Raw genomic sequence first — 23,175 nt, forward strand, 5'->3', positions numbered from 1 at the left:
TTAGAGCGTTGCGCTATTACAGCGCTTTCAGAATGGCATCCACGCTGGCTTTAGCGTCGCCAAACAGCATGTGGGTGTTCTCTTTGAAGAACAGCGGATTCTGCACGCCAGCATAGCCGGTGTTCATCGAACGTTTGAAGACCACCACGTTTTGCGCCTTCCACACTTCCAGCACCGGCATACCGGCGATCGGGCTCTTCGGATCGTCCTGCGCCGCCGGGTTGACGGTGTCGTTCGCGCCGATCACCAGTACGGTATCGGTATCGGCGAAATCATCGTTGATTTCGTCCATTTCCAGCACCACGTCGTAAGGTACTTTCGCTTCCGCCAGCAGCACGTTCATATGCCCCGGCAGTCGCCCGGCGACAGGGTGGATGCCGAAGCGCACCTTGATACCGCGCGCGCGCAGCTTCTCGGTGATTTCCGCGACCGGATACTGCGCCTGCGCCACCGCCATACCGTAGCCCGGCGTGATGATCACGGAATGCGAGTTTTTCAGCATTTCAGCCGTCTCTTCGGCGCTGATTTCACGATGCTCACCGACTTCTTCATCGCCGCTGGAACTGCCGCCATCGGTGCCGAAACCGCCGGCGATAACGCTGATAAACGAACGGTTCATCGCCTTACACATAATGTAGGAGAGGATGGCACCGGAAGAACCAACCAGCGCGCCGGTCACGATCAGCAGGTCGTTGCTGAGCATGAAGCCCGCCGCCGCCGCCGCCCAACCGGAGTAGGAGTTCAGCATCGATACCACGACTGGCATATCCGCGCCGCCGATAGACGCCACCAGGTGCCAGCCGAACGCCAGGGCGATAATGGTCATCACCAGCAGGCACAGTACCTGGGTTCCGGTGCTGTCGGTACGCACGAAGGCCACCAGCAGCAGAAAGGAAATGACCAGCGCCGCCAGGTTCAGCTTGTGGCGATTCGGCAACATCAGCGGTTTTGACGAAATTTTGCCGCGCAGCTTACCAAAGGCAACGATCGAGCCCGTGAAGGTTACGGCGCCGATAAAGATACCGAGGAATACTTCGGTCAGGTGAATATTCGCCAGCACCTGATCGAGGCCCGGTCCGTGGTCGAGATAGCTGTTGAAGCCAACCAGCACCGCCGCCAGACCAACGAAGCTATGCAGCACCGCCACCAGCTCCGGCATCTCGGTCATTTCGACTTTCTTCGCCAGACGGATACCAATCGCCCCGCCGATAACCATCGCCACGATGATCCAGCCGACGTTACCGCTGTCCGGCCCAAAAATGGTGGCAATCAGCGCAATCGCCATCCCGGCGATGCCGTACAGGTTCCCCTGCTTCGACGTTTCGTGCTTTGACAGCCCCGCAAGGCTAAAGATAAACAGAATAGCGGCAACAATGTATGCAGCTGTAACTAATCCTCCAGACATGTGCTACCCCTTAGTTTTTGCGGAACATTTTCAGCATGCGCTGAGTGACGGTGAAACCACCAAAAATATTAATGCTGGCGATCAGCACCGCGATAAAGCTCAAGAAGCTGACCCAGCCGCCGTGCCCTATCTGCAGCAATGCCCCAACGACAATGATCCCTGAAATGGCGTTGGTTACCGACATGAGCGGCGTGTGCAGCGCGTGCGACACGTTCCACACCACGTAGTAGCCGACTACGCAGGAGAGCGCGAAGACGGTAAAGTGACCCAGAAACTCTTTAGGCGCGACGTTCGCCAGCCAGCCAAAGAGGATAATCGCCAGCGCCATCAGCGCGTATTTACGCCACGGCGAGCCTGGTTTGGCCTCTTCTTTTGGCGCTTCGACGGTTTTCGCCGCCGCCTGCGGCTGCGCGGATACCTGAATCGGCGGCGCCGGCCAGGTAATTTCGCCCTCGCGGACCACGGTAACGCCACGTACCACCACATCGTCGAAATCGATGGTGATATTGCCGTCTTTTTCCTTGCACAGCAGCTTCAGCAGGTTTACCAGGTTAGTGCCGTAGAGCTGGGAAGATTGCGTCGGCAGACGACCCGGCAGGTCGGTATAACCGATAATTTTCACGCCGTTAGCGGTGGTCACGACTTCGCCCGGCACGGTGTATTCGCAGTTGCCGCCGTTTTGCGACGCCAGGTCGACAACCACGCTGCCCGACTTCATGGAGTCAACCATTTCGCGGGTAATCAGCTTCGGCGCCGGTTTACCCGGGATCAGCGCGGTGGTGACAATGATATCGACATCTTTAGCCTGCGCGGCGAACAGCGCCATTTCGGCTTTGATAAAGGCTTCAGACATGACTTTGGCATAACCATCGCCGCTGCCCGCTTCTTCTTTAAAGTCCAGTTCAAGGAACTCGGCGCCCATACTCTGCACCTGTTCTTTCACTTCCGGACGGGTATCGAAGGCGCGGACGATGGCGCCGAGGCTGTTCGCCGCGCCGATCGCTGCGAGGCCGGCGACGCCTGCGCCGATTACCATCACCTTCGCAGGCGGTACTTTACCCGCAGCGGTGATCTGGCCGGTAAAGAAGCGGCCGAATTCGTGCGCCGCTTCGACAATCGCGCGATAACCGGCGATGTTAGCCATCGAACTCAGCGCATCTAACGACTGGGCGCGGGAAATACGCGGCACCGAGTCCATAGCCATGACGTTGATACCGCGAGCGGCCAGCTTTTCCATGAGATCCGGATTCTGCGCCGGCCAGATGAAACTCACCAGCGTGGTGCCCGGGTTGAGCTTCGCAATTTCCGCATCGTTCGGCGCGTTAACCTTGAGGATAACGTCGGAGTGCCAGACGTTATCCGCGCTGACGATTTCTGCGCCCGCCTGTTCGAAGGCTTCATCGTCGAAGCTCGCCAGTTTCCCGGCCCCGCTCTCGACCGCCACGCTAAACCCGAGCTTAAGCAGCTGCTCGACCGTCTTCGGCGTCGCAGCGGCCCGGGTTTCCTGAGCTAAGCTCTCTTTTGGTATCCCAATTCGCATAGTTTTCCCTTCCATCGGTTTTTGATGATGGTTTATTTTTTTCACAAATGCGCCAGCGGCGGCGCAAAAACGCCGCACAGGTATTCATCTGGAAAATGAAACAGTAACAAACTTTTTATAACCTACTGAAAATACCGATTGTGATCTACATCGTTAAAACAGAATTTTTGATTTTATTGAGAAAAATTAGTCCTGACTGCGTCAGGCAGCAATATTTGCCTTAATTTTATGCCAGAACCTGATAATTCGCTTACCTTTGCGGTTAATTCGCCATTTATTACCGCTAGTATCATTGCATTAACATTACGTTAACTTATAAAAGTGATATTGATTATCGATTTTGCTGTTCAAGGGGCTGTTTTTTCAACATATCAGTATTTGTTATATTTTTGTAACGAACGATTCGGGCGGGAAGTGAAAAATGACGCAGACAGTTACGTTGTTTAAATGCAATAATCACCTGTTTTCAGTCAACAACAATACCAGTACATGGTTTGCGCAAGGCAAAGGATTATTTTTATGAAGCTTAAGAACACACTCCTGGCGTCTGCTCTTCTGGCTACCACCGCGTTGTCTGCCCATGCAGCGACCGAGCTGACTCCGGAGCAAGCGGCAGCGCTGAAGCCCTATGACCGCGTCGTCGTCACTGGCCGTTTTAACGCGATTGGCGATGCCGTACAGGCGGTTTCCCGCAAGGCGGATAAAGATGGCGCAGCTTCCTTTTATGTTGTCGACACCTCAGATTTCGGCAACGGCGGCAACTGGCGCGTAACGGCGGATTTTTATAAAGAAAACGCCCCGCAGGCGGATACCCCGAAAAACCGTATTATTAACGGCGTGATGGAACTGCCGAAAGATCAGGCCGTCGCGCTGATGCCGTATGACACCGTAACCGTGCAGGGCTTCTACCGTAGCCAGCCGGAAGTCAACGACGCCATCGCCAAAGCGGCAAAAGCTAAAGGCGCGTATGCCTTCTTCATCGTCCGCCAGGTTGACGCCAACCAGGGCGGCAACCAGCGCATCACCGCTTATATTTATAAAAAGGATGCGCAGAAGCGCGTACTGCAGAGCCCGGATGCGATTCCTGCTGATTCCGAAGCCGGTCGCGCCGCTCTGGCTAAAGGCGGCGAGGCGGCTAAAAACGTCGAAATCCCAGGCGTGGCCTCCTCTGCCGCGGTCGGTGCCGGTACCGGCGTAGGTCTGTTCTACGAAACCCAATCGTCGAAAGGCGGACGTTACACTGTCACCCTGCCGGACGGCACGAAAGTCGAAGAGGTGAACAAAATCACCGCCGCGCAGATGGTGCCGTTTGATAGCATCAAATTCACCGGTAACTACGGCAACATGACGGAAATCTCCTATCAGACCGCGAAACGCGCGGCGAAGAAAGGAGCGAAATACTACCACATCACCCGCCAGTGGCAGGAACGTGGCGGTAACATCACCATTAGCGCCGACCTGTATAAGTAATCGGTTTCAGCTGCTCAAAAAGGCGACATGATGTCGCCTTTTTGCATTTTTTCGCCCGCCGCCATTGCATGCGTACAAGACACTCCGTAAAATCCCGCGCCTTAGCGTAATCCTCCATTTTTATGCGATTTCGCCAAATAAATATTCTTGATTCACTGTTGCCACCTCGGGAATACAATGGAAAAGAAACTGGGCCTTAGCGCCCTGACCGCACTGGTACTCAGCTCCATGCTGGGCGCGGGCGTTTTCAGTTTGCCGCAAAACATGGCTGCCGTCGCCAGCCCATCCGCTCTGCTTATCGGCTGGGCCATCACCGGCGTCGGGATTTTATTCCTCGCATTCGCCATGCTATTGCTGACCCGTATCCGCCCGGAACTGGATGGCGGCATCTTTACCTATGCCCGGGAAGGTTTTGGCGAGCTGATCGGTTTCTGTTCCGCCTGGGGCTACTGGCTGTGCGCGGTGATTGCCAACGTCTCCTATCTGGTTATCGTCTTCTCGGCCCTGAGTTTCTTCACCGATACGCCGGAGATGCGTATTTTTGGTGACGGTAACACCTGGCAGGCGATCGTCGGCGCGTCCGTGCTGCTCTGGGTGGTCCATTTTCTGGTGCTGCGTGGGGTACAGACCGCGGCAGGCATTAACCTGGTGGCGACGCTGGCGAAGCTGTTGCCGCTCGGCGCGTTTGTGGCGCTGGCCGCTATCGCGTTCCGGCTCGATACTTTCCGTCTCGACTTCAGCGGTATCGCGCTCGGCGTACCGGTATGGGAACAGGTGAAAAACACCATGCTGATTACCCTGTGGGTATTTATCGGCGTGGAGGGCGCGGTAGTGGTCTCTGCCCGCGCCCGTCATAAGCGCGACGTTGGCCGCGCGACGCTGCTGGCGGTAGTCTCGGCGCTGGCGGTTTATCTGCTGGTCACCCTGCTGTCGCTGGGCGTTGTCGCCCGCCCGGAACTGGCTGAAATGCGCAACCCGTCGATGGCTGGCCTGATGGTCAAGATGATGGGATCGTGGGGCGAGGTAGTGATCGCCGCGGGATTAATTATCTCCGTCTGCGGCGCCTATTTAAGCTGGACCATTATGGCCGCTGAAGTGCCGTATCTGGCGGCGACGCATAAAGCGTTCCCACGCCTGTTCGCCAAAACCAATAAGAATAACGCCCCCTCTTCCTCGCTGTGGTTGACCAACATCAGCGTGCAGATTTGTCTGGTGCTGATTTGGCTTACCGGATCCGACTACGGTACCCTGCTAACCATCGCCTCAGAAATGATTCTGGTGCCCTATTTCCTCGTCGGCGCTTTCCTGCTTAGGATTGCCGTACGTCCGTTACATAAAGCCGTGGGTGTCGGCGCGTGCGTTTATGGCTTATGGTTATTGTATGCGTCCGGTCCTGTGCATTTGTTATTGTCGGTGGTACTTTACGCTCCGGGTCTTCTGGTTTTCCTGTACGCCCGCCGTACGCACCAGCACGATCGCATGCTCAAACGCCGTGAAATGGCATTAATTGGTTTTTTGCTGGTTGCCGCCGTTCCGGCAACGTGGATGCTGGTGGGGTAAGCGGTTGCCCTACCGCTGAACTTGAAAGGAGATACCCATGGCTGAAGCACAGCCTCGTCCGGTCCTGATCACGGGAGCAGGCCGCCGTATCGGCCTCGCTCTGGCACACCATTTTTTAAACCAGCAGCAACCGGTGATCGTCAGCTATCGCCAGCATTATCCATCGATTGACACCCTGCGCGAAGCCGGCGCGGTGTGTCTGCAGGCCGATTTCAGTAGCGACGACGGTATTCTTACCTTCGCGGAAGCGGTGAAGGCGCAGACCAGCGGCCTGCGCGCGATTATTCATAACGCCAGTGATTGGATGGCGGAGAAACCGGGGGTGCCGTTATCCACGGTGATATCGCGGATGATGCAAATTCACGTCCACGCGCCCTATCTGCTTAACCACGCGCTGGAGAGCCTGCTGCGCGGTTTTGGTCACGCCGCCAGCGATATTATTCACATTACCGACTACGTGGTGGAACGCGGCAGCGATAAGCATATCGCCTATGCCGCCAGTAAAGCGGCGCTTGATAATATGACCCGCTCTTTCGCCCGTAAGCTGGCCCCGGAAGTGAAGGTCAACGCCATCGCGCCATCGCTGATTATGTTCAACGAGCATGATGACGCTGAATACCGTAAACAGGCGCTGGATAAATCGCTGATGAAAATCGCACCGGGTGAAAAAGAGATTATCGACCTCATCGATTATCTGTTCACCAGCTGCTACGTCACCGGCCGCTCTTTCGCGGTCGACGGCGGCCGACCGCTGCGCTAGTGGAAACGGCTCCAGCCGAGGATCAGCAGCCAGGCCGCCAGACTCCAGCAGATCACCGCGCCTGCCAGCGCGTAAGGCAGGCGCATTACGCCGGTGAAGTACCATAACGAAAGTAAGTAGATAAAATACGGGATGATTGACCACATGCCGAAGACGATAGTTGTGCGCAGCGCTTCAATGCCGCGCTCGCTGGCGACGATATAGTGGGCAATAAGCGCGAAGGTCGGAAATAACGGAATTAAACCGGCAATATAGTAATTTTTGGTTTTTGACAGTACGCCTATCAGTACCACCACCAGCGCTCCCAGCAGCGCTTTAATCAACAGCCCCATTTTATGCCTTAACATTTGAACAACAATTTCTACCAGCATAACGGAAGAACATTTGTTTATGAAAGATTAATGGCGGGCAATTTGCGGGCGGTGTATGTTAGCTTTTTAATTTATACGCGTAAGATATGAATAAGATCGTTTTTGTTGAGGATGAGCCCGAAGTTGGCGCGCTTATCGCCGCCTATCTGGGGAAGCATGATATGGACGTGGTCGTTGAACCGCGCGGCGACCGGGCCGAAGAGGTTATTGCTCGTGAACAACCCGATCTGGTACTGCTGGATATCATGCTGCCTGGCAAAGACGGAATGACGCTGTGCCGCGACCTGCGCAGCCAGTGGCAGGGTCCGATCGTGTTGCTGACCTCGCTCGATAGCGATATGAACCATATTCTGTCGCTGGAGATGGGCGCCAGTGATTATATCCTCAAGACCACCCCGCCTGCGGTGCTGCTGGCCCGGTTACGTTTGCATCTGCGCCAGCATGTGGCTTCGCCGTCGATGCCTGCTCCCGCAACCCTGACGCCGCATAAAGCCATTGTCTTTGGTTCGCTGTCGATCGACCCGGTTAACCGTCAGGTATTGCTCGGCGGCGACAACGTTGCTTTGTCCACCGCCGATTTCGACCTGCTGTGGGAGCTGGCGACCCATGCCGGGCAGATTATGGATCGCGATGCGCTGTTGAAAAATCTCCGTGGCGTCAGCTACGACGGCATGGATCGCAGCGTCGATGTCGCGATTTCACGCCTGCGTAAAAAGCTGCTCGACAACGCCAACGAGCCCTACCGCATCAAGACGGTGCGCAACAAAGGTTATCTGTTCGCTCCGCACGCCTGGGATAATTAATCGGTGTCAGGAATAGACCGATATCACGCCATGTAGTCGGTCTTGAAATTCAGCGTATTTCTCTCTGAATGCCTTTTCATCGTTTTCGTCATACCAGCGTACGACCTCACCGCTGGCGAGGAAATGATCCAGTAATTCACCGCTCGCCAGAATCCATTGCGGTAAACCATCGACCTGTAGACTCCAGCCTCGCGGATGATAGTGGATGAAATCATTACGCAGCTGGTGAAGCTTGCCCACCGCCACCGTACAGACTTCGCTGGGTGTGAATGCGCTGCTCTCCCTCGTCGCACGGTATAGCGCCATGAAGGACGGCAGCTGCAGCTTGTCGATGTTGGTGAAATCGTCGTTACAGATTTGCTGAAAGATTTCTTGTGTCGACGCTTTACCGTCGGCCAGGTAGACCTGAAAGTCATTGCCCTGACACAGCGCCAACACCATCGCGTTCTGCAGGATGCTGTGCCAGCCGGTAATCACCCACTTCCACTGATAAGGGTCGGCGATCGCCTGCATATGGCTAAGGACCATATCGAAGGTTTTTAAAATCTCAACATCATTATCAGTATGCAAATACACGGGCTTAGTCATCTGGCGCTCTCCATCATTTAAGGGGCGCTTAAATTAACAGAGAGGCTGGCACGTGACAGGACGGGCAGCCGGCTTAAAATGGCTCTCGGTCATTCGGCCTGGCGCGTCGGTGAGAACTTTGCCGAGCGGGATCCTTCTCCTGTAGAATCTTTTGTTGCGAGATAACCCAGTTAATGACCGGTGATGATTAATGAAAAAACTGTTTGTGCAGTTTTACCTTTTGCTGTTCGTCTGCTTCCTCGTCATGACCATGCTGGTCGGCCTGGTGTATAAATTCACCGCCGAGCGCGCCGGACGCCAGTCGCTGGACGATCTGATGAAAAGCTCGCTGTATCTGATGCGCAGCGAACTGCGCGAGATCCCGCCGCGCGACTGGAGCAACACGCTGAAAGAGTTGGATCTTAATCTCTCTTTCGATCTGCACATTGAACCGTTAAGCAAATTCAAGCTCTCGGAAAGCTCGATGCAGCATCTGCGCGCGGGCGATATCGTGGCGCTGGACGATCAGTACACCTTTATTCAACGCATCCCGCGCAGCCATTACGTATTGTCAGTCGGCCCGGTGCCCTATCTCTATTTTTTGCATGAGATGCGCCTGCTGGACGTCGCGCTGATGGCGTTTATCGCTATTTCACTGGCTTTTCCGGTGTTTATCTGGATGCGTCCGCACTGGCAGGATATGTTGCGTATCGAAACCGCCGCACAGCGCTTCGGCGAAGGCCATTTTAGCGAGCGCATCCATTTCGATAGCATGTCGAGCTTCGAGCGACTCGGCGTGGCCTTTAACCAAATGGCGGATAATATCAACGCCCTGATAGCCAGTAAAAAACAGCTTATTGACGGTATCGCTCATGAACTACGCACGCCGCTGGTGCGCCTGCGCTATCGCCTGGAGATGAGCGAAAATCTGACCGAGGCCGAGTCGCAGGCTCTCAACCGCGATATCGGGCAACTGGAAGCGCTGATTGAAGAATTACTGACCTACGCTCGTCTCGATCGCCCGCAGAACGAACTCAACCTGACCACCCCGGATTTCCCGGCCTGGATCCGCGCGCACGTCGAGGACATTCAACTGGTCAATCCGCAGCGTGAAGTCGCGTTGCGCCAGCTGACGGCCGGCGACTACGGCGCGCTGGATATGCGTTTAATGGAGCGCGTGCTGGATAACCTGGTCAATAATGCCCTGCGCTACAGCCATCAACATATTCATATCAGCCTGTCGCTGGCCGGTTCACGGGCGACGCTGCGAGTGGAAGATGATGGCCCGGGTATCGCCCTTGAGGAACGCGAACGGGTATTCGAGCCGTTTGTCCGTCTCGATCCCAGCCGCGATCGTGCCACCGGCGGCTGCGGCCTGGGGCTGGCTATCGTACACAGTATTGCTCAGGCGATGGCCGGTGAAGTCCGCTGCGACGAAAGCTCGCTCGGCGGCGCGGCGTTCATTTTCAGCTGGCCTATTTACCACCAGCTTCCCGCTTTTACTTCTGCTTAGCCGAGCTTGCGCAGGCGTTACGGCCTGCGTATAGTTTATACTCAAACAGTATGTTGTAACTAAGGCGGTAATCATGGCAAGCTACGACCTCGTTGCGCGCTTAAATGACACCTTCCGTGAGCTTGAGCGCGAACTACAAACCTTCAAAGCGTCGCTGAGCCGCTGCCGTCTGCTGGCGGCGCGGGTTTTCGAATTACCGGCGGTGAGTAAAGAGGCGGAGCACGCGCCGCTGGATACCATTCAGGTCACCCAGCACGTCGGGCAAAGCGCGCTGGAGATGGCGCTCAGGCACTACAGCCATCTGTTTATACAGCAGCAGTCGGAAAACCGCAGCAGCAAGGCGGCGGTACGCCTCCCCGGGGCGATTTGCCTGGCGGTTGATACGCAACAGCAGGCAGACCTGCTGGAGAAAATCAGCGCCATTAACGCGCTGAAAGCGGCGTTTGAGAAAATAGTGACCGTCGATTCCGGATTGCCGGCCGCAGCGCGTTTCGAATGGGTTCACCGCCACCTGCCCGGCCTGATTACCCTTAGCGCCTATCGTACCCTGACGCCGCTGCTCGATCCCAGCACCATCCGCTTCGGCTGGGCCAATAAGCATGTGATTAAAAATCTGACCCGCGATGAAGTATTAATGCAGTTAGAGAAGAGCCTGCAATCGCCGCGCGCGGTGCCGCCCTGGACCCGCGAACAGTGGCAAAGCAAGCTGGAACGGGAATTTCAGGATATCGCCGCCCTGCCGCAGCGCGCAAAATTGAAAATCAAACGCCCGGTCAAGGTACAGCCGATTGCCCGGGTGTGGTATGCCGGCGAGCAGAAGCAGGTGCAGTACGCCTGCCCCGGCCCGCTGATTGCGCTAATCTCCGGCACCCACGGGGTGAGCGTGCCGGATCTCGGCGAACTTTTGAATTACGATGCTGATAACGTGCAGTATCGCCACAAGCCGCAGGCGCAGTCGTTACGATTACTGATCCCGCGTCTGCATTTATGGCTGGCTAGCGAGTAGTGAGGCTGCCAACCATATCCTGCGGGCGAACCCAGCTATCGAATTCGGCTTCCGTCAGGTAACCAAGCGATAGCGCCGCGGCTTTCAGCGTCAACCCTTCATGGTGCGCTTTTTTGGCGATCTCCGCCGCTTTATCGTAGCCGATATGGGTATTGAGCGCGGTCACCAGCATCAGCGACTCATTAAGCAACTGGTTGATCCGCTCTCGGTTCGGCTCAATACCCACCGCGCAGTGCTCATTAAAGCTCTCCATGCCGTCCGCCAGCAGGCGTACCGACTGCAGGAAGTTGTGGATGACCATTGGCCGATAGACGTTAAGCTCAAAGTTCCCTGATGCGCCGCCGATATTCACCGCCACGTCGTTACCCATCACCTGGCAGCACAGCATCGTCAACGCTTCGCACTGCGTCGGGTTGACCTTGCCTGGCATAATGGAGGATCCCGGTTCGTTCTCCGGAATGGCGATTTCACCTATGCCGCAGCGCGGCCCGGAGGCCAGCCAGCGCACATCGTTGGCGATTTTCATCAGCGAAGCCGCCAGCCCCTTCAGCGCGCCGTGGGCGTGAACCAGCGCATCCACGGTGGCCAGCGCTTCAAATTTGTTGGGCGCGGTGACGAACGGCAGTCCGCTAAGCGACGCCAGTTCCGCCGCCACCCGCACCGCATATTCCGGGTGCGTATTCAAGCCGGTGCCAACCGCCGTACCGCCCAGCGCCAGCTCTGCGAGATGCGGCAGGCTGTGTTCAATATGGCGGAGATTATGTTCCAGCATCGCGACCCAACCGGAGATCTCCTGCCCTAACGTCAGCGGCGTAGCGTCCTGTAGGTGGGTGCGGCCAATTTTAACGATGTCACCGAAGGCCAGCGACTTTTCCTGTAGCATGGCCCGCAGCGCCTGTAGTTGCGGGATCAGCTTTTCGTGCAGCGCGATTAGCGCCGCGACGTGCATCGCCGTTGGAAAAACATCATTCGAGCTCTGGCTTTTATTGACGTCATCATTGGGATGAATTTTGCGCCCCATGCCGCGCTCGCCGCCAAGCAACTCGCTCGCACGGTTAGCCAGCACTTCATTCATATTCATGTTGCTTTGGGTACCGGAGCCGGTTTGCCAGATAGCCAACGGAAACTCCTGCGCATGCTTGCCGGCGAGGACTTCATCCGCAGCGGCAATGATGGCGCTCGCTTTATCCGCCGCCAGCAGGCCCAGGTCCTGGTTAACCTTCGCCGCCGCGCGCTTGGTCAGCGCCAGCGCGTAGATCAGTTCATCAGGCATTTTCTCCGTTGAGATACGGAAATGCTCAAGCGAGCGCTGGGTCTGCGCGCCCCAAAGTTTATCGGCCGGGACGTCGATTGCGCCCATCGAGTCTTTTTCACTGCGATGCGTTGTCATTACTTTCTCCTTGGATTCAAAGTGCGTCATAGCGACAAAGCTCACCTGCTTAAAGGATTAAGTATTAACCAGATTTATTAGTTGTTTTGGTCGTTCGTGCCGCTAAGCGGCACAAACAAAAACCGCCCCGAAGGGCGGCATCGTTCACTTCACGCAGCGCGAACACTGCGACGTCTGGATCTGCTGGAAGAAGTCGTTACCTTTATCATCAACGAGGATAAAGGCCGGGAAATCTTCCACTTCGATTTTCCAGATAGCTTCCATTCCCAGCTCCGGATAAGCCACGCACTCGAGGCTGCGGATACTCTGCTGCGCGAGAACCGCCGCCGGGCCGCCGATACTACCGAGATAGAAACCGCCGTGTTTGTGGCAGGCATCGGTCACCTGCTGGCTGCGGTTACCCTTGGCCAGCATGATTTTACTCGCACCGTGCGATTGCAGCAGATCGACATATGAGTCCATGCGGCCAGCAGTCGTCGGCCCCAGAGAACCGGAAGCGTAACCATCCGGCGTCTTCGCCGGGCCGGCGTAGTAGATCGGGTGATCTTTGACATACTGCGGCAGCGCTTCGCCATTATCGATAAGCTCTTTAAGCTTGGCATGGGCAATATCGCGGGCCACGATGATCGTGCCGCTCAGCGACAGACGCGTCGACACCGGATACTGCGACAGCAGCGCCAGAATCTCGCTCATCGGCTGATTGAGGTTCACCTTCACGGCTTCGCCTTCGCCGGCCTGGCGCAGGTGCTCAGGGATGTATTTCCCTGGGTTGCTCTCCAGTTTCTCCAGCCAAATGCCGTCGCGGTTGATTTTAGCTTTGATGTTACGGTCAGCGGAACAGGAGACTCCCATCCCCACCGGACAGGAGGCGCCGTGACGCGGCAGGCGGACCACGCGGATATCGTGGGCGAAGTACTTGCCGCCGAACTGCGCGCCGAGGCCGAGGTTCTGCGCTTCCAGCAGCAGCTCTTGCTCCAGCTGCACATCGCGGAACGCCTGGCCATGTTCGTTACCTTCGGTCGGCAGACCATCGTAGTATTTGGTCGAGGCCAGTTTCACCGTCTTCAGCGTGGCTTCCGCTGAGGTGCCGCCGATAACAAAGGCGATATGGTAAGGCGGACAGGCTGCGGTACCGAGGGTGCGCATCTTCTCGACGAGGTAGTTTTTCAGCTTCGCCGGGGTGATTAACGCTTTCGTTTCCTGGTACAGATAGGTTTTGTTCGCGGAGCCGCCGCCCTTGGCGATACAGAGGAACTTATACTCATCGCCATCAGTTGCATAAAGATCGATCTGCGCCGGCAGGTTGGTACCGGTGTTGACCTCTTTATACATGTCCAGCGGCGCGTTCTGCGAGTAACGCAGATTGTCCTGGATATAGGTGTTGTACACGCCCTGCGCCAGCGCGGCTTCATCGCCGCCGCCGGTCCAAACGCGCTGTCCCTTTTTCCCCATGATGATCGCGGTACCGGTGTCCTGACAGGTCGGCAGAATGCCTTTGGCGGCGATATCGGAGTTACGCAGGAATTGCAGCGCGACGTATTTGTCGTTTTCGCTGGCTTCCGGGTCGTTGAGGATATCCGCGACCTGCTGCTGGTGTGCCGGGCGGAGCATAAAGGAGGCGTCGTGAAACGCGTGTTGGGCCAGTAAGGTTAGCGCCTGAGGTTCAACCTTCAGAACTTCCTGGCCGGCGAATTCGGCGACGGAGACGTAATCACTGCTGAGGAGATAATACTCGGTGTCATCCTTTTTAAGCGGAAAAGGATCCTGATAAACAAACGGTTTGTTCGACATTGTACTCTCACTTACTGCTTGGCTGATTATGTTTCAGGCAGACACTCCATTTGCCTGTAGAAAAGCGAGTCGATCAATCTTACACAATTTTTTAACAAAAACTGAGACAAGGACGACTTTTTCTTTCAGCAGTTGCTTCTCGACGATTTGTTGGTTTAATAGAGCCAACATTTTTATGTGGAAACAGGGATTGAGAATGCAGAAGCTCATTAACTCAGTGCAAAACTATGCATGGGGAAGTCACACCGCGTTAACCGACCTTTACGGTATCGCCAATCCGGACAACCTGCCGATGGCGGAACTGTGGATGGGCGCACACCCGAAAAGCAGCTCGCGGATCCTTAACGCCGACGGCCAGCCGCAGTCGCTGCGCGAGGTCATTGAAGCCGATAAAAATGCCCTCCTCGGCGCTAACGTCGCCGAGCATTTTGGCGAACTGCCGTTCTTGTTCAAAGTACTGTGCGCCGCCCAGCCGCTCTCCATCCAGGTTCACCCGAATAAACGCGCGTCGGAAATTGGCTTTGCCAAAGAGAACGCCGCGGGTATTCCTCTGGATGCCGCCGAGCGCAACTATAAAGATCCCAACCACAAGCCGGAGCTGGTCTTCGCCCTGACGCCGTTCCTCGCCATGAACGCGTTCCGCGAATTTAATGAAATTGTCGCACTGCTGCAGCCGGTTGCCGAGGCGCATCCGGCAATTGGCGAATTCATTCAACAGCCGGATGCCGCGCATTTAAGCCAGCTATTCGCCAGCCTGCTGAATATGAAAGGTGAAGAAAAAGCGCATGCGCTCAGCGTGCTGCAAAACGCCCTCGACCGCCAGCAGGGCGAGCCGTGGCAGACCATTCGTCTGATCGCTGAATTCTACCCGGATGACAGCGGCCTCTTCTCCCCGCTGCTACTCAACGTGGTGAAACTGAATCCTGGCGAAGCGATGTTCCTGTTCGCCGAGACCCCGCACGCCTACCTGCAGGGCGTGGCGCTGGAAGTGATGGCCAACTCAGATAACGTGCTGCGCGCCGGTCTGACGCCGAAGTACATCGATATTCCGGAACTGGTGGCGAACGTGAAATTTGTCGCCAAACCTGCCGCTGAGCTGCTGACCCAGCCGGAACAACGCGGTAGCGAGCTGGATTTCCCAATCCCGGTCGACGATTTCGCATTTTCATTGCACGATCTGACCAGCAATGAAGCCTCTCTGGCGCAAGAGAGCGCCGCGATTCTGTTCTGTGTGGAAGGCGAAGCAACGCTGCGTAAAGGCGAGCAGCGTCTGACCCTGCAGCCGGGTGAATCGGCGTTTATCGCCTGCAACGAATCGCCGGTACAGGTCAGCGGCAACGGTCGTCTGGCGCGCGTGTTCAATAAGCTTAAGTAAGTTACTGAACTTTTAATCCGCAGTTGCTAGACTTCCCCCATCATGACAACACAACCAGGCGGCATGTTCCGCCTGGTTTCATTTATGGACAAATGCTATGAAAAAAACGTTGGTCGCCGCGGGAGTTATCGTCGCGCTCGGAGTCGTCTGGACAGGCGGAGCCTGGTTTACCGGTAAGCAACTGGAAAATCGTATTGCCGAAATGGTGCAGCAGGCTAACGCCCAACTGCAGAGCAACGCGCCGGAAGCGGGCGTAGAGCTGAGCTATCAGGACTACCAGCGCGGGTTATTCAGCAGCCATCTGCAATTGGTGGTAAAGCCGCAGGCCGGTAAAGAACACAGCCTGTTGGCCGCCGGTCAAAGCCTGGTGTTTGACGAAAAGGTCGATCATGGCCCCTTCCCGCTTGCCTCGTTAAAATCTTTTAACCTCGTGCCGGCAATGGCCTCCGTCAACACGACTCTCGTGAATAACGACGCCAGCAAAGCGCTGTTCGATATTGCTAAAGGGCAAGCGCCGTTCAACATCGACACCCGTATTGCCTATAGCGGCGATACCCAGTCGGCCATCTTCCTTAACCCGCTGGATTACGCTAAAGACAATGAAAAAGTTATCTTTAGCGGCGGCCAGTTCCAGCTCAATGCCGATCGCGATGGCAAAACTATCAGCCTGAGCGGCGAAGCGGCCAGCGGGCAAATCAACGCGGTCAACGAATACAACCAGAAAGTTCAGCTCAATTTCAGCAACCTGAAGGCTGACGGCGCCACCGAAATGACCGCTTTTGAGGAGCGTATCGGCAAGCAGAAGATCTCGCTTGATAAACTGGCTATCGGCGTTGAAGGTAAAGAGCTGGCTCTGCTGGAAGGCATGAATATCGACGGCCGCTCTACGCTCTCCGATGACGGCAAGCGTATCAATAGCCAGCTTGATTACAACCTTAACAGCCTGAAACTGCAAAACCAGGATATGGGCCGCGGCAAACTCACCGTTAAGCTGGATAATCTCGACGGACAGGCGTGGCATCAATTCAGCCAGCAGTATAACGCCCAGGCACAGGCGCTGATGGCGAAGCCAGAGCTGGCGCAGAATCCGGAACTCTATCAGCAGGCGTTAAGCGAAATCTTCTTTAGCTCGCTGCCGATTCTGTTGAAAGGTAATCCGTCGCTGACGATTTCCCCGCTGAGCTGGCAAAATGCGAAAGGCGAAAGCACCCTGAATCTGTCGGTGCTGATGCAGGATCCGGCGCAAACGACCGCCGCGCCGCAGACCGTCGCCGATGAACTGGACCGCAGCATTAAATCGCTGGACGGCAAGTTGGTGATCCCGGTGGATATGGCCACCGCTCTGATGACGCAGATTGCCGGGCTGGAAGGCTATCAGCCGGAGGATGCGGCAAAACTTGCCGATCAGCAGGTTAAAGGGCTGGCGGCGATGGGCCAGATGTTCCGTCTGACCACGATGGAAGATAACGCGATTACCTCCAGCCTGCAGTACGCTGACGGCCAGGTCACGCTAAACGGGCAGAAAATGCCGCTGGCTGATTTCGCCGCCATGTTCGGCCTGACGCTCCCCACCGCCGAACCGCAGCAGTAAAAACACGTACCGGGCTGCAATCAGGTTGCCCGGGCAAGGCGTAAGCCGCAGCCCGGGAACCACCTTAATCGATGGCGGCCCCTATTTTCTAATAACCAGCCGCGGCGGCATAATCTGATTACGCGCGCTGCCTTGCCCCTCCTCGAGGCGGCGTAAAATACACTCCGCCAGGCTGTTCCCCATCTCACGCGCGGGGGTGGTAACCCAGGTCAAGGGAACATCATCGAGCGCCGCTTCCGGCACTTCGGCAAAGGCCGCCAGCGCGATGCGTTGCTCAAAATAACTTTCCACGCTACCCTCGCCGCTCTGCCGCCCGGCGCGCAGAAGACCGAACCACGCCCCGGTGGCGATGACGCTGTTATAGCAAAGTACCGCGCTGATGGTCGGGTTTTGTCGCAGCAGCGCGATCATGGCTTCCGCCGCCTGCTGCTGACTGGAGCCACACTCGACAACCCATTCACTATGAAACGGCAGGCCGTACTTCAATAAGGTGGCGCAATAGCCGCCCACCCGTTCGGCGCGGGTCAGGGACGCGCTTTGTCCGCCAAGCCAGGCGATGCGCTGATGACCGCGGCGAATCAGATGTTCCGTTACCATTTGCGCCGCCTGCATGTTATCCGGGCGGATCAGGTCAATATCGTCCAGATAGCTGGCGCGGGAGGCAAAAACCAGCGGCATCCCCACTTCGGCGGCACGATCGCGCAGTTCGCCGCCCTTGTCGATAGCGCCGGCGATAATCACCCCGTCCACGCCCTGTGAGACCAGCGTTTCGAAGCGCTGGAGCATTTTCTCGCCGCGATGCCCGCCCTGGGTGAGAAATACCATTTTACCCTGTGATTCCAGCGCATCGGTCAACCCGGCGGTTAGTTCGGCATAAAACGGTTTCGACAGATCGCTAACGATAAGGCCAATCACTCCGCTTTGCCCGCCGCGGAGCGACGCCGCCTGGCGATTACGCACAAAACCGAGTTGCTCAATGGCCTGATTGACGCGCTCGCCGGTGGCCGAAGAGATGCGACCTTTACCGCTGAGCACCAGCGATACCGTACTAACCGAGACGCCAGCCGCCAGCGCCACATCATTGATGGTTGTCTTTTTTGCGATAGCCATAACGACTGGCTGACTCCCTTTGCCTTTCGATAAAACGTTTTATCAGTATGTTATCTTTATAAACCTTATTATCGCTTGATTATGTGATTTTTATCGCACTAAAAAATGGTAAAACGTTTTATCTTGCCGCTACGTTACATCCTATCGACCCTTTTCAGAACCAGGATTCGTGTATGACGGCGAAAACAGCACCAAAAATTACCTTATGGGAGTTTTTCCAGCAGTTAGGAAAAACCTTTATGTTGCCCGTGGCGTTGCTCTCGTTTTGCGGGATCATGCTGGGGATCGGCAGCTCGTTAAGCAGCCACGATGTGATTACGCTGCTGCCGTGGCTAAACGTGCCGCTGCTGCAGGCGATTTTTGTCTGGATGAGTAAAGTCGGCTCATTTGCTTTTAGCTTCCTGCCGGTCATGTTCTGTATCGCTATTCCGCTCGGCCTGGCGCGTGAAAACAAAGGCGTCGCCGCTTTCGCGGGCTTCGTCGGCTACGCGGTCATGAACCTCGCGGTTAACTTCTGGCTGACGGCGAAAGGCATTCTGCCGACGACCGACGCGGCGATCCTCAAGGCCAACAACATTCAGAATATTATCGGTATTCAGTCGATCGATACCGGGATCCTCGGCGCGGTGATCGCCGGTATTATCGTCTGGATGCTGCACGAACGCTTCCACAACATCCGTCTGCCGGACGCGCTGGCCTTCTTTGGCGGCACGCGCTTTGTGCCGATCATTACCACCGTGGTGTTAGGCCTGGTCGGCCTGGTTATTCCACTGGTGTGGCCGGTGTTCGCGATGGGTATCAACGGACTAGGACATGTTATCAATAGCGCCGGCGATTTTGGCCCGATGATCTTCGGCACCGGAGAACGCCTGCTGCTGCCGTTCGGCCTGCATCATATTCTGGTGGCGCTGATCCGCTTTACCGAAGCGGGGGGCACCATGGACGTTTGCGGCCACAGCGTCAGCGGCGCGCTGACCATCTTCCAGGCGCAGTTGAGTTGTCCGACGACGCACGGCTTCTCTGAAAGCGCGACCCGCTTCCTGTCACAGGGTAAAATGCCAGCCTTCCTCGGCGGCCTGCCCGGCGCGGCGCTGGCGATGTACCACTGCGCCCGCCCAGAAAACCGTCATAAAATTAAAGGGCTGCTCATTTCCGGCGTGATTGCCTGCGTAGTCGGCGGTACCACTGAACCGTTGGAATTCCTGTTCCTGTTCGTCGCGCCGGTACTGTACGTCATCCACGCCCTGCTGACCGGCCTTGGTTTCACTATCATGGCGGTACTTGGCGTCACCATCGGCAACACCGACGGCAACATTATCGACTTCGTGGTCTTTGGCATCCTGCACGGGCTGTCGACCAAGTGGTATATGGTGCCGGTTGTCGCCGCCATCTGGTTCGCGGTGTACTACGGTATCTTCCGTTTCGCCATCACCCGCTTCAATCTGAAAACGCCGGGCCGCGATATCGAAACGGCGACTAACATCGAAAAAGCGGTTGCCGGAACGATTGGCAAATCAGGTTATAACGTGCCGGCGATTCTGGCCGCGCTCGGCGGTGCCGACAATATTGTCACGCTCGATAACTGCATTACCCGCCTGCGCCTGTCGGTGAACGACATGAGCAAAGTCGATACCGCCGCGCTGAAAGCCAACCGCGCAATCGGCGTGGTCCAGCTTAACGATCACAACCTGCAAGTGGTCATCGGCCCACAGGTTCAGTCGGTAAAAGATGAAATGGCCACCCTGATGAATACCGTTCAGGCCTAAACATACGCCCCCTTCCACGCGTAGGGGGCATTTTCGAAGGACGTTCAGATGTTTGATTTTGCCACGCCAGTCGATCGCCACGGGACCTGGTGCACCCAATGGGATTACGTTGCCGACCGTTTCGGCGCCGCCGACCTCCTGCCGTTCACTATCTCTGATATGGATTTCGCTACCGCCCCTTGTATTATCGACGCCGTCAGCCAGCGCCTGGCGCACGGCGTTTTTGGCTATAGCCGCTGGAAAAACGACGAATTTCTCGGGGCCGTCAGCCACTGGTTCGCCAGCCGTTTTCATAGCCCCATCGACCACGACGCCATCGTTTACGGCCCGTCGGTTATCTACATGGTGGCCGAAATGATTCGGCAATGGTCGAATCCGGGGGACGGCATCGTGGTCCATACTCCGGCTTACGACGCGTTTTACAAAACTATCGACGGCAACCAGCGCCGCATTGCCCCGGTGGCGCTCAAGCTTGATGAGGGTGAGTGGCGTTGCGATATGAACGAACTGGAAGCCGCGCTCGCCCATCCCGACAACCGCATTTTGCTGCTGTGCAGCCCGCACAATCCGACGGGCAAAGTCTGGAGCCGCGATGAACTGACCACCATGGCGCAGCTGTGCGCGAAGCATAACGTCCGGGTTATTAGCGATGAAATTCATATGGATATGACCTGGGGCGAACACCATCATACCCCCTGGTGCGCCGTTGCGCAGGGCCCCTGGGCGCTGTTCACGTCGGGCTCAAAAAGCTTCAATATCCCGGCATTTACCGGCGCCTATGGGCTCATCGCCGATACTGCTTCGCGCGATGGCTATCTGCAAGCGCTGAAAGGCCGCGATGGACTATCTTCTCCGTCGGTTCCGGCGCTGGTCGCGCATATCGCCGCCTATCGTCAGGGCGCGCCATGGCTGGATGCGCTACGCGATTATCTGCAGGAAAACATGCGCTATATCGCCGGGCAGCTGAATCAGGCCTTCCCGCAGCTAAACTGGCAGCCGCCACAGGCCACCTATCTGGCGTGGATCGATCTGCGTCCACTCGGTATCGACGATCGCGCGCTGCAAAAAGCGCTGATTGAAGAGCAAAAACTCGCGATCATGCCGGGTTATACCTATGGCGAAGAGGGTAACGGTTTCATCAGGCTAAATGCCGGATGCCCGCGGGTGAAGCTTGAGAAAGGGGTTCAAGGATTGATTGCCGCTCTGCGGTCATTGCGCCCTGAATTAAAATAATTTTGATATATCTCAAAAACTTTTTAACCACACAGGAGTATTAAAACAACGCTAAACAATCACGTCCGAATGACAATGCAGAGGAGGAAATGATGAAAACCTACGATCGTAACCGTAATGCTATTGATGCCGGCAGCCGGGTCATGGTGGCCGACAGCGGCGCGACGGGAGTGATTAAGGCTATTCATGGCGCCAATAAAAACAGCGAACAGCTGCGCCGCAGTGACTGCGTAGAATTAGACGGTAGCCATGAATTGTATTGCCCATTGAATCTTATTCGCCTGGGCTTTAATTAATTCCAGCGTTGTTGATTTAAGGCCGCCCTGACTGGCGGCCTTTTTCATGAGGCATTCTTCCCGCTTTTGATCTCGTCGAGTGATTCTGAAAGCTAAGCGGCGTATTATCGCGGCTCTTCAAGCCCTTTCGGGGCGAATTACCTTCTGAGTTCAGAGGCATTTCTATGACATGGCAACAATTCAAACAAGCCTGGCTAATTAAGTTTTGGGCGCCAGCGCCTGCGGTGATCGCCGCCGGTATTCTTTCTACTTACTATTTTGGCATTACCGGTACATTCTGGGCAGTCACCGGCGAATTTACCCGCTGGGGCGGCCAATTGCTGCAGATGATGGGCGTTCCGGCCGAAAACTGGGGTTACTACCAATTAATTCATCTCGAAGGTACGCCGTTAACGCGTATCGACGGCATGATGATCCTTGGCATGTTTGGCGGCTGCCTGGCCGCCGCGCTGTGGGCGAATAACGTCAAGCTGCGGATGCCGCGTAGCCGCATTCGCATTTTCCAGGCGCTGGCCGGCGGCATTATCGCTGGCTTCGGCGCCCGGCTGGCAATGGGTTGTAACCTGGCGGCTTTCTTCACCGGGATCCCGCAGTTTTCCCTGCACGCATGGTTCTTCGCCATCGCCACCGCTATCGGGACCTGGTTCGGCGCGCGCTTTACGCTGCTGCCTGTTTTCCGTATCCCGGTCAAAATTGAGAAAGTCTTCGCGGCCTCACCGTTAACTCAAAAACCCGCGCAGGCGCGTCGCCGCTTTCGTCTGGGAATGCTGGTATTTGTCGCTATGATCGGCTGGGGGCTACTGACCGCCGCCAATCAGCCTAAACTGGGCCTGGCCCTGCTGTTCGGCGTTGCTTTTGGCCTGCTCATCGAGCGAGCGCAAATCTGTTTCACCTCCGCTTTTCGCGATATGTGGGTGACCGGACGCACCTATATGGCCAAAGCAATCATCTTCGGGATGGCGGCCAGCGCTATCGGTATCTTTAGCTATGTGCAGCTCGGCATGGAGCCCAAAATCATGTGGGCCGGGCCAAACGCGGTAATTGGCGGCCTGCTGTTCGGTTTTGGCATCGTACTGGCCGGTGGTTGCGAAACCGGTTGGATGTATCGCGCCGTTGAAGGCCAGGTACATTATTGGTGGGTCGGGTTAGGCAACGTTATCGGCTCCACCCTGCTGGCTTACTTCTGGGATGATTTATCGCCGACGCTTGCCACCAACTGGGATAAGATTAACCTGCTGACGACTTTTGGTCCGTTCGGCGGCCTGCTTATCACCTACCTGCTGCTGTTTATCGCGCTGATGTTGGTCATCACCTGGGAAAAACACTTCTTTCGCCAGAAAAACACTTCGGCGACCCGTATTAAGGAAACCGCATGAAAGAGATCGTTCCTGATTACCGCCTCGATATGGTTGGCGAACCTTGCCCCTACCCAGCCGTGGCCACGCTTGAAGCGATGCCGGCACTAAAAAAAGGGGAAATACTGGAAGTGGTGAGCGACTGTCCGCAGTCAATCAACAACATCCCGCACGATGCTAAAAATCACGGCTACACCGTGCTGGATATTCAGCAGGACGGGCCGACAATCCGCTATCTGATTCAAAAGTGACGCGAGGGGCCGGTAGCACGCT

20 protein-coding genes are annotated in these 23,175 nt (G+C 56.2%); 13 read left to right on the plus strand and 7 right to left on the minus strand.

Translation table 11 applies throughout. The features are described from left to right. Positions 1-16: 16 nt before the first annotated feature. Both pntB and pntA read right to left on the minus strand, forming a co-directional pair. Entirely contained in the window at positions 17-1,405 is a 1,389-nt protein-coding gene (gene pntB / locus KGA69_RS19245; RefSeq protein WP_020078971.1) for a Re/Si-specific NAD(P)(+) transhydrogenase subunit beta, read from the minus strand. A 10-nt stretch (positions 1,406-1,415) separates the two neighbouring features. Continuing rightward, positions 1,416-2,945, minus strand: a complete 1,530-nt coding sequence (pntA, locus tag KGA69_RS19250; RefSeq protein WP_045392560.1) for a Re/Si-specific NAD(P)(+) transhydrogenase subunit alpha — start codon at positions 2,943-2,945, stop codon at positions 1,416-1,418. Between the two features lie 519 nt (positions 2,946-3,464). Here pntA and ydgH point away from each other — a divergent pair. The 3 genes from ydgH (at position 3,465) to folM (ending at position 6,735) form a co-directional block, all read left to right on the plus strand. Next, a complete protein-coding gene (gene ydgH, locus KGA69_RS19260; RefSeq protein WP_032711543.1) occupies positions 3,465-4,415 on the plus strand; it encodes a DUF1471 family protein YdgH in 951 nt (316 codons plus the stop codon). A 177-nt stretch (positions 4,416-4,592) separates the two neighbouring features. Continuing rightward, positions 4,593-5,975, plus strand: coding sequence for an amino acid permease (locus KGA69_RS19265; RefSeq protein ID WP_063447900.1), 1,383 nt, complete (start codon positions 4,593-4,595; stop codon positions 5,973-5,975). A 37-nt stretch (positions 5,976-6,012) separates the two neighbouring features. Beyond that, positions 6,013-6,735 (plus strand): dihydromonapterin reductase, encoded by a 723-nt coding sequence (folM, locus tag KGA69_RS19270; protein WP_047064908.1) that lies wholly within the window; start codon positions 6,013-6,015, stop codon positions 6,733-6,735. Here folM and KGA69_RS19275 read toward each other — a convergent pair. Beyond that, the gene (locus tag KGA69_RS19275) at positions 6,732-7,067 is read right to left on the minus strand and encodes a GlpM family protein (RefSeq protein WP_015366825.1); all 336 of its coding nucleotides are present in this window, start codon (positions 7,065-7,067) and stop codon (positions 6,732-6,734) included. The two genes, folM and KGA69_RS19275, sit on opposite strands and share 4 nt — an antisense overlap. A 125-nt stretch (positions 7,068-7,192) precedes the next feature. Between KGA69_RS19275 and rstA the strand changes: the two genes are divergently transcribed. Continuing rightward, a complete protein-coding gene (gene rstA, locus KGA69_RS19280; protein WP_015366827.1) occupies positions 7,193-7,909 on the plus strand; it encodes a two-component system response regulator RstA in 717 nt (238 codons plus the stop codon). A 6-nt stretch (positions 7,910-7,915) separates the two neighbouring features. On the opposite strand, the gene KGA69_RS19285 is transcribed toward rstA, so the two are convergent. Continuing rightward, entirely contained in the window at positions 7,916-8,497 is a 582-nt protein-coding gene (locus tag KGA69_RS19285; RefSeq protein ID WP_045392405.1) for a hypothetical protein, read from the minus strand. A 190-nt stretch (positions 8,498-8,687) separates the two neighbouring features. Between KGA69_RS19285 and rstB the strand changes: the two genes are divergently transcribed. Both rstB and tus read left to right on the plus strand, forming a co-directional pair. Beyond that, the gene (gene rstB / locus KGA69_RS19290; protein ID WP_015705253.1) at positions 8,688-9,989 is read left to right on the plus strand and encodes a two-component system sensor histidine kinase RstB; all 1,302 of its coding nucleotides are present in this window, start codon (positions 8,688-8,690) and stop codon (positions 9,987-9,989) included. Between the two features lie 73 nt (positions 9,990-10,062). Beyond that, on the plus strand, positions 10,063-10,995 hold the full coding sequence (gene tus, locus KGA69_RS19295) for a DNA replication terminus site-binding protein (protein WP_047077715.1): 933 nt from the start codon (positions 10,063-10,065) through the stop codon (positions 10,993-10,995). On the opposite strand, the gene fumC is transcribed toward tus, so the two are convergent. Both fumC and fumA read right to left on the minus strand, forming a co-directional pair. Next, positions 10,985-12,385: a class II fumarate hydratase gene (gene fumC, locus KGA69_RS19300; RefSeq protein ID WP_213292599.1), complete on the minus strand. Its 1,401-nt coding sequence runs from the start codon at positions 12,383-12,385 to the stop codon at positions 10,985-10,987. The genes tus and fumC overlap by 11 nt on opposite strands. 144 nt (positions 12,386-12,529) lie before the next feature. Next, positions 12,530-14,176 carry a class I fumarate hydratase FumA gene (fumA, locus tag KGA69_RS19305; RefSeq protein ID WP_032714392.1) on the minus strand — a complete coding sequence of 549 codons (1,647 nt, stop codon included), beginning with the start codon at positions 14,174-14,176 and terminating at the stop codon, positions 12,530-12,532. Between the two features lie 196 nt (positions 14,177-14,372). Between fumA and manA the strand changes: the two genes are divergently transcribed. Further along, a complete protein-coding gene (gene manA / locus KGA69_RS19310; RefSeq protein WP_213292600.1) occupies positions 14,373-15,551 on the plus strand; it encodes a mannose-6-phosphate isomerase in 1,179 nt (392 codons plus the stop codon). Positions 15,552-15,648: 97 nt separating this feature from the next. Next, positions 15,649-17,142 carry a YdgA family protein gene (locus KGA69_RS19315; protein WP_045392417.1) on the plus strand — a complete coding sequence of 498 codons (1,494 nt, stop codon included), beginning with the start codon at positions 15,649-15,651 and terminating at the stop codon, positions 17,140-17,142. An 81-nt stretch (positions 17,143-17,223) separates the two neighbouring features. Here the strand turns inward: KGA69_RS19315 and KGA69_RS19320 are convergent, their stop codons facing one another. Continuing rightward, the gene (locus KGA69_RS19320; RefSeq protein ID WP_015705245.1) at positions 17,224-18,252 is read right to left on the minus strand and encodes a Mal regulon transcriptional regulator MalI; all 1,029 of its coding nucleotides are present in this window, start codon (positions 18,250-18,252) and stop codon (positions 17,224-17,226) included. Positions 18,253-18,425: 173 nt separating this feature from the next. On the opposite strand from KGA69_RS19320, the gene malX reads away from it, so the two are divergent. From malX to yedF, 5 genes are all read left to right on the plus strand, one after another. After that, entirely contained in the window at positions 18,426-20,018 is a 1,593-nt protein-coding gene (gene malX / locus KGA69_RS19325) for a maltose/glucose-specific PTS transporter subunit IIBC (RefSeq protein WP_045392419.1), read from the plus strand. A gap of 48 nt (positions 20,019-20,066) precedes the next feature. After that, positions 20,067-21,251 (plus strand): MalY/PatB family protein, encoded by a 1,185-nt coding sequence (locus KGA69_RS19330; RefSeq protein ID WP_213292601.1) that lies wholly within the window; start codon positions 20,067-20,069, stop codon positions 21,249-21,251. 92 nt (positions 21,252-21,343) lie between these two features. Then, a complete protein-coding gene (gene ydfZ, locus KGA69_RS19335) occupies positions 21,344-21,547 on the plus strand; it encodes a putative selenium delivery protein YdfZ (RefSeq protein WP_015705242.1) in 204 nt (67 codons plus the stop codon). A 164-nt stretch (positions 21,548-21,711) separates the two neighbouring features. Then, positions 21,712-22,923, plus strand: a complete 1,212-nt coding sequence (gene yedE, locus KGA69_RS19340) for a selenium metabolism membrane protein YedE/FdhT (RefSeq protein ID WP_045392423.1) — start codon at positions 21,712-21,714, stop codon at positions 22,921-22,923. Next, complete coding sequence (yedF, locus tag KGA69_RS19345; protein WP_015366840.1) at positions 22,920-23,153, plus strand: sulfurtransferase-like selenium metabolism protein YedF; 234 nt, start codon at positions 22,920-22,922, stop codon at positions 23,151-23,153. The genes yedE and yedF overlap by 4 nt, the downstream gene beginning before the upstream one ends. Positions 23,154-23,175 lie beyond the last annotated feature (22 nt).

Source organism: Klebsiella sp. A52 (assembly GCF_018388785.1).
In the GTDB taxonomy this organism is placed as follows: domain Bacteria; phylum Pseudomonadota; class Gammaproteobacteria; order Enterobacterales; family Enterobacteriaceae; genus Klebsiella; species Klebsiella aerogenes.

What these genes read in the sequence shown, in the direction of transcription:
- fumC (WP_213292599.1), bottom strand. Translation starts at nt 12,385, where the DNA reads ATGACAACGCATCGCAGTGAAAAAGACTCGATGGGCGCAATCGACGTC.
- rstB (WP_015705253.1), top strand. Translation starts at nt 8,688, where the DNA reads ATGAAAAAACTGTTTGTGCAGTTTTACCTTTTGCTGTTCGTCTGCTTC.
- KGA69_RS19330 (WP_213292601.1), top strand. Translation starts at nt 20,067, where the DNA reads ATGTTTGATTTTGCCACGCCAGTCGATCGCCACGGGACCTGGTGCACC.
- KGA69_RS19275 (WP_015366825.1), bottom strand. Translation starts at nt 7,067, where the DNA reads ATGGGGCTGTTGATTAAAGCGCTGCTGGGAGCGCTGGTGGTGGTACTG.
- ydgH (WP_032711543.1), top strand. Translation starts at nt 3,465, where the DNA reads ATGAAGCTTAAGAACACACTCCTGGCGTCTGCTCTTCTGGCTACCACC.
- manA (WP_213292600.1), top strand. Translation starts at nt 14,373, where the DNA reads ATGCAGAAGCTCATTAACTCAGTGCAAAACTATGCATGGGGAAGTCAC.
- ydfZ (WP_015705242.1), top strand. Translation starts at nt 21,344, where the DNA reads ATGAAAACCTACGATCGTAACCGTAATGCTATTGATGCCGGCAGCCGG.
- rstA (WP_015366827.1), top strand. Translation starts at nt 7,193, where the DNA reads ATGAATAAGATCGTTTTTGTTGAGGATGAGCCCGAAGTTGGCGCGCTT.
- folM (WP_047064908.1), top strand. Translation starts at nt 6,013, where the DNA reads ATGGCTGAAGCACAGCCTCGTCCGGTCCTGATCACGGGAGCAGGCCGC.
- yedE (WP_045392423.1), top strand. Translation starts at nt 21,712, where the DNA reads ATGACATGGCAACAATTCAAACAAGCCTGGCTAATTAAGTTTTGGGCG.
- fumA (WP_032714392.1), bottom strand. Translation starts at nt 14,176, where the DNA reads ATGTCGAACAAACCGTTTGTTTATCAGGATCCTTTTCCGCTTAAAAAG.
- KGA69_RS19285 (WP_045392405.1), bottom strand. Translation starts at nt 8,497, where the DNA reads ATGACTAAGCCCGTGTATTTGCATACTGATAATGATGTTGAGATTTTA.
- tus (WP_047077715.1), top strand. Translation starts at nt 10,063, where the DNA reads ATGGCAAGCTACGACCTCGTTGCGCGCTTAAATGACACCTTCCGTGAG.
- yedF (WP_015366840.1), top strand. Translation starts at nt 22,920, where the DNA reads ATGAAAGAGATCGTTCCTGATTACCGCCTCGATATGGTTGGCGAACCT.
- KGA69_RS19320 (WP_015705245.1), bottom strand. Translation starts at nt 18,252, where the DNA reads ATGGCTATCGCAAAAAAGACAACCATCAATGATGTGGCGCTGGCGGCT.
- pntA (WP_045392560.1), bottom strand. Translation starts at nt 2,945, where the DNA reads ATGCGAATTGGGATACCAAAAGAGAGCTTAGCTCAGGAAACCCGGGCC.
- KGA69_RS19265 (WP_063447900.1), top strand. Translation starts at nt 4,593, where the DNA reads ATGGAAAAGAAACTGGGCCTTAGCGCCCTGACCGCACTGGTACTCAGC.
- pntB (WP_020078971.1), bottom strand. Translation starts at nt 1,405, where the DNA reads ATGTCTGGAGGATTAGTTACAGCTGCATACATTGTTGCCGCTATTCTG.
- malX (WP_045392419.1), top strand. Translation starts at nt 18,426, where the DNA reads ATGACGGCGAAAACAGCACCAAAAATTACCTTATGGGAGTTTTTCCAG.
- KGA69_RS19315 (WP_045392417.1), top strand. Translation starts at nt 15,649, where the DNA reads ATGAAAAAAACGTTGGTCGCCGCGGGAGTTATCGTCGCGCTCGGAGTC.